The sequence below is a fragment of the Bacillus sp. BHET2 genome, assembly GCF_005938125.1.
Lineage (GTDB): Bacteria > Bacillota > Bacilli > Bacillales > Bacillaceae_B > Rossellomorea.
In genome coordinates, this window is record NZ_VCQN01000001.1 from 1,180,588 (window position 1) to 1,197,674 (window position 17,087).

Annotated in this window: 15 protein-coding genes; 10 read left to right on the forward strand and 5 right to left on the reverse strand. The window is 37.6% G+C overall.

The features are described from left to right. Position 1 precedes the first annotated feature (1 nt). Complete coding sequence (gene miaB / locus FGG79_RS06100) at positions 2-1,567, reverse strand: tRNA (N6-isopentenyl adenosine(37)-C2)-methylthiotransferase MiaB (protein WP_138776834.1); 1,566 nt, start codon at positions 1,565-1,567, stop codon at positions 2-4. A 400-nt stretch (positions 1,568-1,967) separates the two neighbouring features. On the opposite strand from miaB, the gene FGG79_RS06105 reads away from it, so the two are divergent. Continuing rightward, the gene (locus FGG79_RS06105) at positions 1,968-2,543 is read left to right on the forward strand and encodes a CotY/CotZ family spore coat protein (RefSeq protein WP_138776835.1); all 576 of its coding nucleotides are present in this window, start codon (positions 1,968-1,970) and stop codon (positions 2,541-2,543) included. A 50-nt stretch (positions 2,544-2,593) separates the two neighbouring features. Here FGG79_RS06105 and FGG79_RS06110 read toward each other — a convergent pair whose 3' ends face one another. Next, positions 2,594-2,980 carry a hypothetical protein gene (locus FGG79_RS06110; RefSeq protein ID WP_138776836.1) on the reverse strand — a complete coding sequence of 129 codons (387 nt, stop codon included), beginning with the start codon at positions 2,978-2,980 and terminating at the stop codon, positions 2,594-2,596. Positions 2,981-2,992: 12 nt separating this feature from the next. Then, a complete protein-coding gene (locus FGG79_RS06115; RefSeq protein WP_138776837.1) occupies positions 2,993-4,174 on the reverse strand; it encodes a ParM/StbA family protein in 1,182 nt (393 codons plus the stop codon). Between the two features lie 233 nt (positions 4,175-4,407). Between FGG79_RS06115 and FGG79_RS06120 the strand changes: the two genes are divergently transcribed. The 3 genes from FGG79_RS06120 (at position 4,408) to FGG79_RS06130 (ending at position 7,745) form a co-directional block, all read left to right on the forward strand. Beyond that, positions 4,408-5,184 carry a CsxC family protein gene (locus FGG79_RS06120; protein ID WP_138776838.1) on the forward strand — a complete coding sequence of 259 codons (777 nt, stop codon included), beginning with the start codon at positions 4,408-4,410 and terminating at the stop codon, positions 5,182-5,184. Positions 5,185-5,369: 185 nt separating this feature from the next. Beyond that, entirely contained in the window at positions 5,370-6,125 is a 756-nt protein-coding gene (locus FGG79_RS06125; protein WP_138776839.1) for a CsxC family protein, read from the forward strand. Between the two features lie 372 nt (positions 6,126-6,497). Then, a complete protein-coding gene (locus tag FGG79_RS06130; protein WP_138776840.1) occupies positions 6,498-7,745 on the forward strand; it encodes a hypothetical protein in 1,248 nt (415 codons plus the stop codon). A gap of 154 nt (positions 7,746-7,899) precedes the next feature. Here the strand turns inward: FGG79_RS06130 and FGG79_RS06135 are convergent, their stop codons facing one another. Further along, the gene (locus FGG79_RS06135) at positions 7,900-8,661 is read right to left on the reverse strand and encodes a CsxC family protein (protein WP_205688802.1); all 762 of its coding nucleotides are present in this window, start codon (positions 8,659-8,661) and stop codon (positions 7,900-7,902) included. A gap of 332 nt (positions 8,662-8,993) precedes the next feature. On the opposite strand from FGG79_RS06135, the gene FGG79_RS06140 reads away from it, so the two are divergent. After that, complete coding sequence (locus tag FGG79_RS06140; protein WP_138776841.1) at positions 8,994-10,067, forward strand: coiled-coil domain-containing protein; 1,074 nt, start codon at positions 8,994-8,996, stop codon at positions 10,065-10,067. A gap of 39 nt (positions 10,068-10,106) precedes the next feature. On the opposite strand, the gene FGG79_RS06145 is transcribed toward FGG79_RS06140, so the two are convergent. After that, entirely contained in the window at positions 10,107-11,309 is a 1,203-nt protein-coding gene (locus FGG79_RS06145) for a hypothetical protein (RefSeq protein ID WP_138776842.1), read from the reverse strand. Positions 11,310-11,650: 341 nt separating this feature from the next. Between FGG79_RS06145 and sat the strand changes: the two genes are divergently transcribed. The 5 genes from sat (at position 11,651) to FGG79_RS06170 (ending at position 17,042) form a co-directional block, all read left to right on the forward strand. Then, entirely contained in the window at positions 11,651-12,805 is a 1,155-nt protein-coding gene (sat, locus tag FGG79_RS06150; RefSeq protein WP_138776843.1) for a sulfate adenylyltransferase, read from the forward strand. 29 nt (positions 12,806-12,834) lie between these two features. Continuing rightward, positions 12,835-14,595: an SLC13 family permease gene (locus FGG79_RS06155; protein WP_138776844.1), complete on the forward strand. Its 1,761-nt coding sequence runs from the start codon at positions 12,835-12,837 to the stop codon at positions 14,593-14,595. 26 nt (positions 14,596-14,621) lie between these two features. Further along, a complete protein-coding gene (gene cysC, locus FGG79_RS06160) occupies positions 14,622-15,218 on the forward strand; it encodes an adenylyl-sulfate kinase (protein WP_138776845.1) in 597 nt (198 codons plus the stop codon). A gap of 61 nt (positions 15,219-15,279) precedes the next feature. Next, positions 15,280-16,050, forward strand: coding sequence for a 3'(2'),5'-bisphosphate nucleotidase CysQ (gene cysQ, locus FGG79_RS06165; protein ID WP_138776846.1), 771 nt, complete (start codon positions 15,280-15,282; stop codon positions 16,048-16,050). Between the two features lie 110 nt (positions 16,051-16,160). After that, positions 16,161-17,042: a glycosyltransferase family 2 protein gene (locus FGG79_RS06170; protein WP_138776847.1), complete on the forward strand. Its 882-nt coding sequence runs from the start codon at positions 16,161-16,163 to the stop codon at positions 17,040-17,042. Positions 17,043-17,087: the final 45 nt, after the last annotated feature.

Below are 17,087 nucleotides of genomic sequence, written 5' to 3' on the forward strand. Positions count from 1 at the left end.
ATTAATTCACCTCTACCGCTTCTTGAAATTCTGTTCCAATCTGGCCTTCCTCGACCATTTCCCCATCCAATGACCAAGACTTGGCGTCTATGATCTTTACTTTCACTATTTTGCCAATGGCTGATTTCGGTGCTTTAAAGTTAACAAGCTTACTGCGTCGAGTATAGCCGGCTAATATTTCAGGATTCTTCTTACTTTCTCCATCTACTAAAACCTCAACAACCTGACCAGTATAGTTCTTCATGGCTTCAGCAGAATATTCTTTCACGACTGCATTCAATCGTTGAAGACGTTCTTTTTTCACTTCCATCGGTACATTATCATTCATCTTCGCAGCAGGCGTACCTTCCCGAGGAGAGTAAATATATGTGAAAGCCGATTCAAATCCAACCTCACGATATAAAGAAATTGTTTCTTCAAATTGCTCATCCGTTTCATTAGGATATCCAACGATAATATCTGTTGTAAGAGCCACATCCGGCATGGCTGATTTAATCTTACCGACTAATTCCAAGAACTGCTCTCGGGTATATTTACGAGCCATGATCTTTAGAACATCTGTCGAACCAGATTGAACGGGTAAATGTATATGCTCCACAAGATTCCCTTTTTGAGCCAGGACTTCGATTAAATGATCATCGAAATCTCTTGGGTGACTCGTTGTGAATCGAATACGTGGAATATCTACTTTTCGGAGATCATCCATTAGGTCCCCTAATCCATAGTTGAGCTCTTCTATGTCTTTACCATACGCATTCACATTCTGCCCGAGCAGAGTGATTTCCTGGTACCCTTGGGCTGCCAAGTGACGGACTTCCTGAATGATTTCTTCAGGACGGCGGCTCCGTTCTTTCCCCCGTGTGTATGGTACGATACAGTATGTACAGAACTTATCACAGCCGTACATAATATTGACCCACGCTTTAATGTTTCCGCGTCTGACTTTAGGAAGGTTCTCAATAACATCCCCTTCTTTCGACCAAACCTCTACCACCATAGCTTTAGACATATATGCATCAGAAAGGATTTTTGGAAGACGGTGAATATTATGAGTTCCAAAGATCATGTCAACTTGTTGATAGGTTTTCAAGATTTTGTTGACAACGGATTCTTCCTGAGACATACAACCGCATACCCCAATCAAAAGTTCTGGCTTTTCTCGCTTTAAATGCTTCAGGTGACCTAGTTCACCGAATACTTTATTTTCAGCATTTTCACGAATGGCACATGTATTTAATAGGATTACGTCGGCATCATCAGTTGAATTCGTCGCTTCATAGCCCAAAGCCATGAAGATCCCTGCCATTACTTCTGTATCATGTTCATTCATTTGACATCCATACGTACGAATATAGAATTTCTTGCCTTCCCCGAGGCCCCTATATTGATCATCGATTGTAAAGTCATTATGATATTGAATTTCTTCTTTCCCACGTTTTTTTGCATCTTTTAACGAAGGTGGGATATAGACACTTTCAAAGTATTTGCTGAAATCCTTTTCGGATTTTTGGTCCGCTGGAGATACAGATTTCGATTGTTGTCCTTGTTTTCGCTGTTCTTCGTTCATGAAAAATCCCCTTTCTACCTCTATAACCAAACCGTTTATCTTCTATATAGTAAGTCGGCCGAATTAACAAGATATACATTCTTGCACATTATAATAGTATAAAGGTTTTCAAGGATACATACAATAGAGGCGCTTAAGTGTTGAAAAATGTATACATCTCAACCTTCGATATTAATGTTATTTCACCATGATAGATTCCCATAGACATGTGCCTTTTTTCATCCTTCTTTCAAAGCTGGAAAACTCCCATTTTACTCGAGACCATAGTCATGAATAAAGACTAAAACTATTAATTGTGTAATGAACAATCTATTTTTATCGTTTTAGGCTAGAGGCTCAATCGAATAGTCCCTTTTGAGCGTATGATATTTAGTAGTAAATTGTAAAGGAGTGTAAAAATATGAGTTATTATCAAAAATCAATTACCCAGGACAAATATTTTCATGAGGAATATGAGAATCATAAATGCCAGAAGTCACCTTCCAAGCATTATGAAAATTGTGTTGAAGACGTGTTAAAAGCAATCCTCGAAGCTCAAGAGAAAGTGAATAAAGATCATGATTGCGATTCATCCTGCAAAAAATCCATTGAGGATTTTTTATGTGATAAAAAGACGGCCAAAAAAAATACCATTCCCTTCATCCTCTATTGTGGCTGTAGTCCATTTAAAGGAACCGGTGTTACTACGTACCATTGTCATAGTCAAAAAAATAATACATTCAAATGTATTGAAACCTTCGTCTTCAAAATTAAAAACATCGATCATAAATGTGCTACTCTCGAATTGCTAACCTTTAAATCTGATCATCATAATAACGACTCTCATCCTAAACATGAAAGTAAGTGCGTTTCCAGTTCTCCTTGTAAACAAATAGACGGTAAATGTGTGAAGGATTTAATGAAAACTGGGATATGTATTACAGTTGATCTATCTTGCTTCTGTGCGATCACTTGCCTACCAGCCGTTCATTTGTAAGACAAAATATATTCAAATAAAAAAGGTGAACAAGAATCGTTCACCTTTTTTTATCCCCCAAAGGCTTCAAGTAACTCTTCAACTTCTTTCATGCCTACTGAGGTATGATCTTGTTTTTTTGTACTCAAGATGTTGTTTTCTTTCATGCCCTTCGTTGAATCATAGCCATTTTGGAGCAACAATCTTTTTAATTCTAATAATTCTTCAAATATGGCATGATCTGTTGCCATATTTATTTGAGCAGGTTTAGAGTGGTGTAAGTAATCATGTAGAGCAGAAAAAACAAGATGATTCAGCGTATTGTTCTTTGCATGATAGGCAATCTGCTCTTGAATCTTAGAAGTGATGGCTTCTGTTTCCCCTGTTTTAACATTAATAAAATTATCAGGGACCGTTAGAATCGTATCCTGAAAATAATCTGTATATTTCTTAGGCATATCCATCACCCTTTAGCTTTTTGTATATTCGACATGTACAGGATTGTTTTTTAATTGATTCAATTTTGCAAGAATCATTAATCCTGACACATTTAACTTTTCCATATTTTGCGGGAAGTATAATTCAATAGGGCGTCCTCTTTCTGCCCATTTCACAGCAGCTTCCCTTATATGAGATTCAGCTATTTTGGCAGCACCACCTACTGCAATGTATTTGACTGCACCTTTGATTTCATTTGAACTATTTCTAACCCGGTCGAAATGTTCCAGATATTTAATTGCCAATGATTTCAATTGGGGTATTATATATTTGCTTATGTCCTTTTTCACACCAGCGAATGGTTCTACATACCACTCCGATTGACCAGCCACCAGCTTTTCTTCAAGCTCAGATCTAGAATCGAATCTATATAACTCATATTTACTGACTTTCTGGATGATATGATCTAAAAACTGGTTAATCCCAAATGGCTCACCTTCGATGGAAGCTACTGGCTTATTGTTTTTGATTCCCACAAAATCTACTGAATCCCCCCCTAGATCACCAATGAGGATTCCTTTGGCAGAATCCTGTAAAAGAGATTCATCTTTCACCCCTAATGTTTCCCAATCCCTCGTTAACGCCAGATAAGCACAAGCTCCTTCTGCACCGATAATAACATCTTTAATATGAAGTCTAACGATTATCTCTTTAGGAGGTACCATGCCTGGAACCTTATGAAGATACACGGTATGAGTCCCAATTAAACGGCTTTTCAAAGTATCTTTCCGTTCTTTGTATTGAGTAGTTGGCAGAGAGACCGCTAATTGATCTATCTCAAAGGATACATCTGTATCAGATGGTTTGTTCAGTACAGCATGATGGGCCATCATGCCAAATAAGAGGGTGTAAGTCCGATCTTCCTCTACCTTCTGATTATTAAAGGATGTTAAACTCACATTACGTTGTCTCGCTGCCGATTTACCTATATAAAAGATATCTCTTTTCTCATGCAACGCTGAACTGTTTACTTCCACAATTAAATTGTCTTGTAGTATAACGTCCTCGTCATCGTAAGGTTTCTCATAAAATTCTTCATCAAATAATGCAATAGCATTGGGCATGGAATATTCCATTATTTCACCATTTGTTGAAAACATTGCTTTATAAAAGCTGTTCCCTAAATCCACAGCAACATAATTATTTCTATCCATTACATCATCCTCCTTCCTTAAAGCCTATGCAGGGGTGGAAAACATCTGTGCACGTACTCAGTAATAATTTTTAAATCTAGTAAAGATATATGGAAACGGGTTATCTCTACTATCATGATTTTTCATCGAAAATTTCCACTCTTATACTGATTCATTTAACCACTCTTAATAGATTCGTTCAGCATACAATAAAGTGTAGTTTAAATATTGTAAATTATATAGGAGGAAAAAAAATGAGTGATTATAATAAGAATCGAAATTGTGTGAATGTGGATAAGTCTGCATCACTCGATCACTGCGACAACACAGCTGTAGACCCAATTCTAACACCGGCAGGAGAAAGAACTGTCCATGTTCCAGTAGATTTAGGAATTTATCGTGTATCCAGTAACCTTGAAGCACATATCACATTTCCAGAACCTGTAATGGAAATCAAAGATGTAAAAAAGAAAGTGGAAATTGTTCAATGCCGTCTAATGACTGTTCCAACTAGTGATGGTGATTTCAGTGCGGATGGTGCACAATTTCCTCTGTTACTATCTGGATACGTGCGCAAAAACATTCAATACGCTACACCATGCGGTAGTTCAGGATTTGATGGATCATGTATATCTTCCAACATTAAATCATTAACGGTTCGCGTTCCATTTAAATGTATGACCACGATTACCCTAGAATCTCCAGTCCAACTTCCAAGAACCAATAGCCGACAAGAATTCGACTTCTTTAGAGCTCAAGATTTAGGGACAGGCTATCCTGAGAAAGATCAATATTTATCAAATGACATCTCCCAATTCCATCAATACTGCACGAATTACTATAATCAACTTCCTTACTGTGAACTGCTTTCCAGCAGCATTCTAGAGTGGGACGAATCAACAGATCGTGTATCTGAAGGACCGGTGGGTGAAGGGTATTTCTACAATATGCTAGAGAAAATGTCCCTTAACTTTACTATTAAAGTATTACAAAAACAGCAGGTTCGTCTTGATGCATTAGGGAATGCATAGTACCTCAGCACCCCTTCTACTGTATGTATAACAGTAGAAGGGGTGCCTTTTCTTATCACTCACACAATTCTCTTCTTCGGTTGTAAATCGTTCTCCTGAAATTACTCCTTTACATATAGGCTTTGGCCCAAACAAGTAACATTCTTAATCATAAGATGGCATTATCTTGCTTTAGGAGGCCCCTTATGTTTGATAACCACAATAAAGTGTCTGAATGTAACATAACGTCAAATCTACATGAATGTAAAAGCCATTGTCATCATCCGAATGTTAGTATCGGTAAGATAGTGACGAAGGTACCTGTCGTACTAGCTGAACTGTCACTGGAGGTAAATGTAGATGCGAAGATTACCTTTCCAGAAGCAGTCTTGGAAATTAAAGATATTAAAAAAACAATAAAATTAACACAGTGCAGACTTCTTCTCCCTACAAATAAACTATTTGTAAAAGGGTTTGTTCGAAAAAACATCCAATACGCAAGCCCTTGTAAAGAAATCGAAGAGAGTTCCCATGCATCCATCGCTTCAGACCTTCACTCTTATACTGTTGATATACCCTTTCAATGTGTGACAGACATTAAGAAGTTCTTATCAATGCCTGTGATGCCTGAAGTAAATAATCGTCAGGAATTTGATTTCTTTATTTCGAAACCATTACCTTCTGGATATCCGGAAAAGGATGAATTACTATCAAATGATTTATCTCAGTTCCATCAAGAAAGCCATCAATATTACAATGAAATACCTTACTGTGAATTAGTATCCAGTAAAATCATTGAGTGGGATGAAGCGATCGATCGCTGTCCACTCCCTCATACAGGTCCCATTGGAGAAGGCTATTTCCGTACAATCGAAGAAAAAATGGTCATAGATATATGTGTGAAAGTCCTTCAAAACCAACAAATTCGTGTAACCTCCACCACAAATGATGATTGCGACTGAAAATGAGTATTCATTACAGATAGGAGGCAAAGGATTCGGTGTGATTTCGAAACCGCACCAATCACCATGATTATGAAAAATGATCACTCTGATGATTTAGAAAACCATTTCTCAAATAAGATGGAGGAAAATCAACAAGAAAAAAACAGACATGAAACGCACAAAAAAAATCTTCCCCCTTATTCATTTTCTCTATTTAATCTCAATCAGAAGAATGAACCTTCCAGTGAAATGATTGTAAATAACGAGAAGAATGTACCTAAAGATATTATCTTTCCTCAGGATCCACAGGAGGGATTTCTTTCTCACCCTACATTCTTCCCCCCTCCAAAAGTGATGGATATGGAAATCAGCCTGGAGGAGAATAAAAGCATGGCCGAGGAATTAAATGATATGGTCGAACGGGATGATGGAAAGGAAGATGAAAAACTGCTTCCTAATAATTTCATGGAGGATATACCTATTGAGAGGTATAAGGTCGATCTGTCTACTTCGGATCATATTGAAGGGGGTAACCGGCCATCTATGGATGATGAAATATCATTAGATACTTCAGCTAATGAAAATGAATCTGTGTCGATAAGAGAAGAAATATTTATGATGTTAAATGAAGAGTTAGATGAAGACTTCAATGCATCTGAACAAATAGAACCCCTTCAAGGACAAGAAATTGAGAATGATATAGATTCACTCAGTAACGAACAGAGCTATATATCAAACGATTTTTCCACTATTTCATACAAAGAAGATGATTACTATTCTTTTCTGGATCTTGATTATGAAGAAAATCATCCGTCTCCATTCACTCAATTTTTAGAAACTATATATTGTGAAAAAAAGGCGACTCAAATAAACAATAAATATACAGAATTCGTTCGTTCCATAGACTCCTTGACCTCTGTTCTCAAAAAGATTTCAACTGAGTGGGAAGTGATGAATGCAAGTCAAGAGCATACAGATGACTGTGAACAAAACGATACTGATCTTTCGGCTCTAAAAAAGCATTTCGAAACTGAACTCTTGTCAGAGGAGGCTGGTCCAGAAGAGGATATAGGAACTAAATCAACTGACTATCATTCTTTAACTGTAAAGATCCCTGTTGTATTATCTACTTTAAGCATTGAAGTCATTATCTTTGAGAATCTAGAATTACCGTTTCCGATTGAACATATTCAGACAATCCATTGGTCAATTCATTCTCTTAAGACACATATCCCTATCCCTTCTTCTACCCTATTTGTAAAAGGAACTCTTGTTGCTTCGATTGAATATGTAAATCCAGGGAAAGAAAATACGGTACATTCAGTAAAAATACCAGTTGAATGGAATCAAACCAGCCATATTCGTTGGATCGTTCCACCAAACATCAATAAAAGCTCTCAGAAAGAATATATATTCTTATCTCAACATAACCAAGAAACAACTACTCATTATGATAGTCATCATTCTTTTTGTGAAACTATCCAAGATTCTCTACAAGATTTTAAGTTTATTTGTCAACAAGAGTCTTTGAAGCAAAATGGCAGGTCAATTTTAAAAATTCAAGGATGTTTAACACTATGTCTTCATTTAACACAAGAACAATTTGTCCAAATCGATACAGTTAAATGGATTCAATGATATGTATATGGATTCAGGGGTACACTTCTTTGTGAACCCCTTTTTTGGGCGTTCACTCTCCATTCTCTATAAAGTCTGTACTCATAAGAAAAATGCCGTAAAGGCAGATTCGCATTTTCTATACGGGTCTGCCTATGGCATTTTGAACCTAACACTAGCGTTGGATGATGTTTCTGAAACGATTGAAGACTACTTCAGGTCCTTGCTGCTCTTCTCCTTCACCGGTATCAGCATCTCCAGCCATTTGTTGTTTCTTTTGGGTTAATTTAATAAGCAGGTTAATGTCCATCTTTTCTGTGATTTTATTAAAACGTCCCCAATTATCGAAGTTTTCAGTAATATCCCATTGGTTTACTGCAGAGGCAAGAAGTTTACAATTAATAGGCTCGTTATTGATTTCAAATGTTAATGAACCGAATTCGCAACGGTTTGCACCCATTCCGTCTTTAGCAAGTTCTCTTCTTTGCAAGACATTCTCTTTAATACTGAAGTCAATTCCAAACGGTTTATTGACATCATTAGCCAGTCTCACTCTATCATACGCTTTAAAAGGAATGTCAACACTATAGTCTTTCACTACTCCATAGGAGCCTTCTACATATTGGATATTCTTGTGGACAATTCCTTCTACAAAAAGCTTAACGTATTGAGGAAAACCTGGTACAGGAATTGCTTTACATTGAGTTAATGAGACGTTCTTTTCAATATTTTTAATAGCTCTAGCATAAGTTGGTAGATAGATCTCTGCTTCTGTTAAAGATTGGAGAAACACATCACCTAGAACAACAGTTACTTCCTCTAAGTTTAAGTCTGGTACATACGTTTCAGTAAAAAGGCTTCTTGCCTCCGCTTTATCATTTGGTGATTGTGGAGGGCACCCATCATGTCCAAACCCGCATCCTGTATTCTTTTTCATACTATTTCACTCCTGATAATCATAAATTAATCAACAGAATAGGCTATTAATGTAGTGAAGACAGTACAGATTCCTTTTCTATTGACTTACTATAATCTATGTATATTTTTTCAGAATGAGTGGACGAGTGTCGGTAGGCTTCAACATATTTCTAGTATTAATTCTATTAATCTGTGAAACTTCATGTCATGTGTTAATCAATTCATCTGTGTGAGGCGATTATATATATAATTCGTTGGTGCCTTTGTAACATTTACCCAAATCGGTTCATACAATAGAGTAAAAATCTTTAGGAGGAGATTACAATAAAGGAGGAAGCTAATTTATCACCGATGTACGCTATTTCTGACCAAGAAACCCTTTATTTAAAATCTGAAATAGAGAACCTGAATAAAACAATTCGAAGTCTGAAAAGTAGTTATCTGTATGCTGAAAATGAGTATCATAAGGCCGAACTTAAAAAGGTTCAGGAGGAATTAAAACTTGCTCTCCTTCGAATAGAAGAGAACGATACAGTTGAACGGGAACTCATTGTAGATCGAAACCTGTTTAAAGAAGGTAAAGAGAAAGTAGAAAGTCAAGTACATTCACTTCATGACGCTTTGCATGGAAAAGAAGAGTTATTACAGCAGCAACAAGTGAACAAGAATGAACTCGAACAAGAACTCCTTTCTAACGGGCTTGAACTGAGACAACTCTCTCAAAAAATAACTGAATTAAAGAAGAACCAACAAGAACTATTCAGTAAAAATCAAGCATTGTTGGAGGAAAACATCCTACATTTAAGAAAATCAGACAGCTTAAAGAGTGAACTCCAAAGCAAAAACCTTCATATTTCGGACTTAAATTCGGCATTGGCTCATTCTGAAGATACAAAGAAAGAAATGTTTTATAACCTGATATCCAAAACCGAGGAGTTAGAAGAGTTAATATCCGAGAGAAAACATACCCTTGATTCATTGCAATTTGCAAAAGACCAATTAATAGAAGCAGAAAAGCAAAAAATGGAATATCTTAAAACCTTTATCAGCCAATATCAAAAACATTTTGAAGAAAATGAGTGGTGGCTTTCCTCACAATTTGCCGACATTGATCAACGAACAAAACAACAAGATGAACGAATTGAAGCGGTTGAGCAGGAGCAGGAAAATCATTTTTCTCTACAGAGTGAAGTGCTAGAGGGAAGGTTTAAGCAGGTTGAGCAAAGGTTTCTGAATTTTATTACAGAGGTCGACTCTATTCGGGACTATAATTCCATATTGACACACAATTTATTAGAGCTTAAGAGACTGATGGAGAGCCAAAGACGCAGTCAGGCTCATATCATTAACCCACGTCAAAAACCCTCTGTAGCGAAGATTTCTGCACCGATTGATCAGCAATTTATAGAAGATGAAAAAGAATAAAAAAACGATGCCACAGGGATTCCTTGGCATCGTTTTTGGTTAAAATGTTATCTTAATTTTATTATTTGAGCTAAGCTGGAGCTCCTGATCTTCAAATAATACAAACCCTAAAATGGTTGAAGTTTCCTGTTCTTCAAGATTTTCAACCGTAAATTGCAACCCCTCCACTGCTATTATTTCACCAGGGGGAATGATTGAATCCTGTATGGATTCTATCCAATATTCTCCGGTGGAATATGCCTTTTCCAACCAATCTTTTCCCATATACTTCCATCCTTGTGCACCGTTTTGACCTTGGAGAGAAAATATTTCGCTCATTTCAGGAGGAAGAATCTGTCCTCCAATTTCAATCTTATCAGGTGGATCCATCCGAAAGCAGATTTTTGGATTCGTTAAGTCTACGTTTCCAGTATTCTTTATGAAGAAATCAGCTTTAATGGAATAGCGTTCTGATTTTCGATTGGGAATTAGATTGTAATCAAAATATATTTCCGCATATGGCTTTATTTCCTGAGCTTCACGGACTTTCCGATTTGCTTTTCGCATTTTCATCTCATCATACGTTTTATCATCTATCTGGATATTTTCACTTGAATTCTTCTTCTCACTATTTGTGTCAGTTTGCCCTGTTTGATTACTAGTGGTTCCAAAAAGATGGAGAACATTAAGGTCCAGTAAACTGGGCTTCTGATTTCCAAGTAGCGTTTTAAGCACACATTGAGTTAGAATGGCGGGAGCTTCTCTTAACAAAAAACCTTCCTCTTTACACGTTAACGAACATCTTAGATGCGGAATGGCATGGTGCTCAGGTATTAAATAATACCCTTTAAATTTCAGTTCATGCTTATATATTGATAGATTTTTTTTAACATTAATGGAATTTAGCTTTTCATTATATCCGACAGAAATAAATCTGCTATCCCCCTCTGACTTACTCGACACTAAATCAATAAATAGATCCCCGTCTCTTATCCTTCCAGTATCACTTTTACTGGTAACCTCAATTCCATGATCCGTTAATACCCTGGTCACTTTTTCAATTATTTCTTTGTTTATGCTCGCATTTGGTGTGTTTACTGATAACCATATTTTTTTCCCATGGAGTGAACTCTTCACTTCCACGCTTTGTTCTTCTTCGTTCAAATGGAATTGATGATTATTCTCCGCACAATAAAATTGGATGGCAGCTATGGAATGGGCTGGAATCGTTCCCCAATCATGGTTGTTGATTTTTAATTTCATTTTTAGGCTCACCACCCTTTAGAAGTAGTCTATGTATCATATGAACTCTAGAAATAAATTATGAATCTGTTCAAATAATATGCTTGTCGCCTCTGTTCAAGCCGCTTCTGCTTTTATGGTTCATCCTGCTCCAGCGGCTAGAGACTCGAGGTCATAAGCTGCTTACGCTTTTAGGTGTAGGCTAATGCTTGTTTTGTATTACAGCCCTCTCCTCTGGTTCATTTTCACATAAACTAGTAAAAGCAAGTCAGCTTGCACTTTACCCTTCAATATATGGACTCGTTAGATCAGATGTCTGGTCTTAACCGTTCTAATAAAATTCACTCTATTTGAAAGGAGAAATGTATATGATTTCCCCACACGGAGGTAAACTCATTAATCAAGTTGTAAAAGGGAAAGAGCGTGATGAACTACTAAACAACGTGTCCACTTTATCCACTATCACATTAGATTCTTGGGGGTTGTCTGACTTAGTCCTCATCTCAACAGGAGCCTTCAGTCCCTTAAAAGGGTTCATGAATCAGAAAGACTATTTACAAGTGCTGAAAGATATGAGGTTAGCAAATGGTGTTGTTTGGAGTTTGCCTATTACACTCCCTGTTCCAAAACGATTGAGGGAAACTTTATCGATTGGGCAAACCGTTTCTCTTAAAGGAGAAGATGGAGTGATCTACGGCACTTTGGAAATAGAAGAAATGTATGAATATAGTAAAGAAGCTGAGGCTCTTTTCGTATTTAAAACATTGGACAAACTCCACCCGGGCGTGCAGAAAACCTTTCAGAAAGCAGATGTGTATGTTGCTGGATCTGTTAAGCTCCTAGCCTTCCCGGATATATTCAATGCAGATTTCCAAACCCCTGATCAGCTTAGGAAGCGTTACAAGGATTTAGGTTGGAAAACAGTGGTGGCATTTCAAACACGGAACCCTATTCACAGGGCCCATGAGTACCTTCAAAAAACAGCGCTTGAGAATGTCGATGGTCTATTGATCCACCCCTTGGTAGGGGAGACAAAACAAGATGACATTCCTGCAGATATTCGAATGAAAAGCTATAGAGTATTACTTGATGAGTACTATCCAAAAAAGAGGGTTATATTGTCTACATTTCCTGCTGCGATGAGGTATGCGGGTCCACGTGAAGCATTATTTCACAGTATTGTAAGAAAAAATTTTGGCTGCACCCATTTTATTGTCGGGAGAGACCATGCTGGAGTTGGGGATTATTATGGAACCTACGATGCACAGGAAATCTTTAATCAGTTCACTAAAGAAGAGATAGAGATTGAAATATTGAAATACGAACATGCTTATTATTGCATTAAGTGTGCTACGATGGCTACTTCTAAGACGTGCCCCCATAAGGATGAATATCATATTCACCTTAGTGGAACGAAAGTGAGAAAGATGTTGAAGGATGGAATCATGCCTCCAAAGGAATTTTCCAGACCGGAAGTAATCGAAATACTCATGAATGAAATGAGTTCAGATTCTTAGAATGGGAGAATCGCTAAGGAGACATCATCATGTTTGAATTTTATATTGTTATAGTTGGAATGGTCGTTATGCTCTCTTGTTTAATCTTTGAATTGGAGCGCCCTGAAATCGTTATTCCCACCACGCTCCTACTTTTCGTTATGACTGGCGTTATAACTCCCCAAGAAGCAACAAAAGGGTTCTCGAATGAAGGGATGCTTACCATAGGTTTATTGTTTTTGATTGCCGGAAGTATACAATCGAGCGGCATCGTAGATCACGCTCTTCTGAAACTATTAGATCACTCCTCTTCAAGAAAATACATGCTCGCCAAACTGCTCGTTCCGATTTCAGTACTATCGGCTTTTCTTAATAATACTCCTATCGTCATCGCTTTTACTCCCCTTGTGAAGAAGTGGTGTGAAGACCATCAGCTTTCACCTTCAAAATTCCTAATTCCACTCTCATATGCCACGATTCTCGGCGGTACGATCACGCTCATCGGGACGTCAACGAATCTTGTTGTTCATGGTTTAATGCTAGATCATGGTTTGCCTGGATTTACATTTTTTGAATTGAGTAAAATAGGCATTCCGATTACTCTGGTTGGTTTGTGTTATCTTATTTTCTTTAGTTCTTATTTGTTACCAACCCGGCAAAGCCCCAAAATGACAAACATTGAAGCCTTGAGAGAGTTTACGGGGGAAGTGCTAATACTAGGAGATTTTCCATACCTTCATAAAACAGTTGAACAAGCTAGGCTGCGGAGCTTAAAAGGACTATTCCTTATCAGTATAATCCGGGATGATGAAATTATCACCCCTGTCTCAAATGCAACAGTACTAAAGGAAAATGATCGCTTAATTTTCACAGGGGACATCACGACCATTACGGAGCTTCAATCGAATAAAGGACTTCAATTACAAAGTAATAGCGGGGCTTATTTTCCTTACCATCATCAATTAGTAGAAACAGTCGTATCTCACCATTCTTCCTTATTATATAAGAAAATAAAAGAGACGAATTTTAGGAGCAGATACAATGCAGCCGTCATTGCTGTCCATAGACAAAATCAACGACTCAAAGCAAAAATCGGGGATATTGTTTTAAAACCAGGCGATATCCTACTGCTTGTTGCAGGTACTGACTTTCATAAGAAAGCACCTACAAATGACTTTTACTTTGCCTCACTAATTGATAAAAAAATCCTTACTCAAAAACAAAAAAAACAGGGCTGGTTCTCAATTGTTCTATTAGGGACCATGATCCTCCTGGTCACGTTAGGATTTGTTTCAATGCTCACAGGCATGACGTTTGCCTCTTTAGTATTATTCTTGTTCAAGATCATTCATCCTCAACAGGCAAAGCAAGCTGTTCAATGGAATGTATTAATGATGATTTCCTGCTCTTTCGGTATCGGTTATGCGTTGATGAACTCAGGCGTTGCCGCTTTTATTGCCAATTTATTAATGGAAGCGTCAAGACCATTCGGAGTGTTCGCCGTTATCATAGCAATCTATCTATTAACCAATTTGTTCACTGAATTGATGACGAACAGTGCAGCTGCTGTGTTGATGTTCCCTATCATCCTTGAAGTTGCAAGTACAATGAATTTAGATCCGATTCCATTAGCCGTGCTTGTTACCATAGCAGCTTCAGCAAGCTTTGCTACACCGATTGGTTACCAAACGAATTTAATTGTATATGGACCAGGTGGCTATCAGTTCAAAGACTTTCTGAAAGTGGGGATTCCCCTGAATATCCTTACAATGATTACAACAGTCGTATTGGTCTACTTTTTTTGGCTATAAATGATTGAATGATGGAGGTGGAAAAGATGAAGAAAAAGAATATTTCATGGCATGAGGGTAAAGTAGAAAAAGAAAATCGACAACTTCTTCACAATCATAAAAGTGTATTGGTTTGGTTCACGGGATTATCAGGTTCTGGTAAGTCTACCATTTCAGTGGAACTTGAAAAGGCGCTCTATGAAATGGGGATACACACGTATCGACTCGACGGAGATAATATCCGTCACGGCTTAAATCGAGACCTGACTTTCTCTGAGGAAGACCGTAATGAGAATATCCGGAGAATTGGTGAAGTAGCGAAATTGTTTGTGGATGCAGGTGTCATCACCTTAGCTGCCTTTATTTCCCCTTTTAAAAAAGACCGTAGGTTTGTACGTTCTTTATTTTCCGAAGCGGAATTCATAGAAGTTTATGTAAAAGCAAGCATAGAGGAATGTTCTAAGCGAGACCCTAAAGGGCTATACAATAAGGTACAGATGGGGGAAATTAACAATTTCACAGGGATTGATTCACCTTATGAGATTCCTGAGTCCCCGGAACTTTTGATCAATACTGAAATTCAAACAATTGAGGAGTCCGTTAAGCAAATAGTCCACTACTTACAGAATAAACGATTGCTATGATGGTGGAATTCTATGTATTTGTTCACCATTTTATTAAACTATACAGGAGTTGAAAAACACCATGCTGAGAGATGTAATCGAGATCGCCATCCAAGCAGGTCAAAAAATTATGGAGGTGTACGATGAGATCTATACTGTACACCAAAAAGCAGATCAATCCCCCTTAACCCTTGCAGATCAATTGTCTCATGAATATATACAAACAAAATTAAACTTGCTACAGTTGAAACTGCCCTTACTCAGTGAAGAAGGAGCACACATTCCTTTCAAAGTGAGAAAAAATTGGTCAACATTTTGGTTGATTGATCCTCTGGACGGCACAAAGGAATTTATTAAGAAGAATGGTGATTTCACAGTCAATATCGCACTCATTCAAGGAAATCGACCTGTACTGGGAGTCATCTATGCACCTGCTCATGATATTCTTTATAGCGCTGAAAAAAATAAAGGAGCTTTCAAATTACTTCATGCCAGTTCTAACACAAAACGGAAGAAGATCAAAATCACTTCCTCCTCTTCAAAGATTAAAAAAGTGGTTATTTCCAGATCTCATCTTTCTGAAGCTACCAAAAACTATCTTGAGAATCTTCACCAACAGGAAGGGAAGCTTGAATACTCATCCATTGGCAGTTCGTTAAAGTTCTGTCTGGTTGCTGAAGGGGCCGCTCATTATTATCCCCGCTTAGCACCTACAATGGAGTGGGATACGGCTGCGGGTCAAATTATAGTAGAAGAAGCACACGGACAAGTGGTCGTGTACGATACAGGCAAACCTCTGGAATACAATAAAGAAAATCTTACGAATCCCTCTTTCCTGTGTACCATTCGATAATACAAAAAAAGGCTGTGTATTAAGTGTTGACATAGCCTTTTACTATATTCACGGAAATTCTCTGTTCACATATACTATCGTAGAATATCTCGGAGTAAGGGAGAGAAAACATGGGAAACAAACCTCCTAAAGTATCTATCATTTTCCCCGTACGTAATGAAGGCACAAATGTCAAAATGACACTTGACTCATTATTTACGGTTAAGACTAATATCGAAATTGAAGCAATTATCGTGGATGACGCCTCGGATGATCAATGCTGTAATTTTCTAACAAGCTATCCCCACCGAAACAAAGTAACGTATATTCGAGCAAATGGTGTAGGTCCGGCAAATGCCAGAAATCTTGGAGCGGAGAAAGCACAACATCCCTATTTAGCCATCTGCGATGCTCATATGACGTTCGAAAACTTCTGGATTGACCGTTTGGTCTATCATCTTGTCAAAGGAACAACGGACGCAATCTGTCCAGCCATAGGATCTATCTCTGACCCAACGATTAAAGGATATGGACAGTCCCTGACTCCTTCCTTGAAGATCAAATGGCATCAAAAGCGAAAGTCCTTGTTTGAAACTGCAGTATTACCCGGTGCAAGTATTATCACGTCCCAAAGAGTGTTTAAAGAAGTGGGGGGGTTTGATACAGGATTTTTAACTTGGGGACATGAAGATGTGGAATTCTCCCTTAAGCTCTGGCTATTTGGATATCGCTGTCACTGTGATCCCCAAGTAACCATTTTACATTTATTCAGGACCAGTCACCCCTACAAAGTGAATTATGAAGGTATTTATTATAACTTATTGAGGATGGCTTACCTGCATTTTGATGATAAAAGAATTAAAAAAGCGAAAGCCCTTATTGTTCACAGTCCTCCCAACACAATAGAGAAAAAAGTGATCAAAGATGGGGTTTTAGTAAAGAGAGCTCAATATGTAAAAAGAAGAAAGATGGACATCGAGGATCTATTTAAAAAATTCAACATTTACTTTTAGTCTAATAAAAATCTCATTACTGCTGATACCATCCGTCAGCAATAA